The organism is Mesorhizobium carmichaelinearum (genome assembly GCF_900199455.1).
Taxonomy (GTDB): Bacteria; Pseudomonadota; Alphaproteobacteria; order Rhizobiales; family Rhizobiaceae; genus Mesorhizobium; species Mesorhizobium carmichaelinearum.
Genome location: NZ_FZQR01000208.1, coordinates 1 through 250 on the forward strand (window position 1 = coordinate 1; position 250 = coordinate 250).

A 250-nucleotide genomic window follows, 5' to 3' on the forward strand; every position below is an offset into this window, starting at 1 on the left:
ATTCACCCGCTTCTCCGATCTGGCTGAGGAGCACCATATCGCCGAGAGGTTTGAGTAGCCTCTTGCCAGCTGTCGCAACAGAAAAACGGGACCAAGGCGCTCTACGGCGCCCCCCTCTGTCCTGCCGACCTGTCTTTCATTTGTGGCAGGCCAAGCCTGATGGCTAAATCGCGCGTCCAGTTCATCTGCCAGAATTGCGGATCGGTGCATCAGCGCTGGGCCGGCAAATGCGATGCCTGCGGCGAGTGGA

1 protein-coding gene is annotated in these 250 nt (G+C 59.6%); it reads left to right on the forward strand.

What is annotated here, in order from left to right:
* Nucleotides 1-159 precede the first annotated feature (159 nt).
* A partial coding sequence (locus tag CKW40_RS44320) for a hypothetical protein (protein WP_179298329.1) occupies nt 160-250 on the forward strand: 91 nt, incomplete at its 3' end.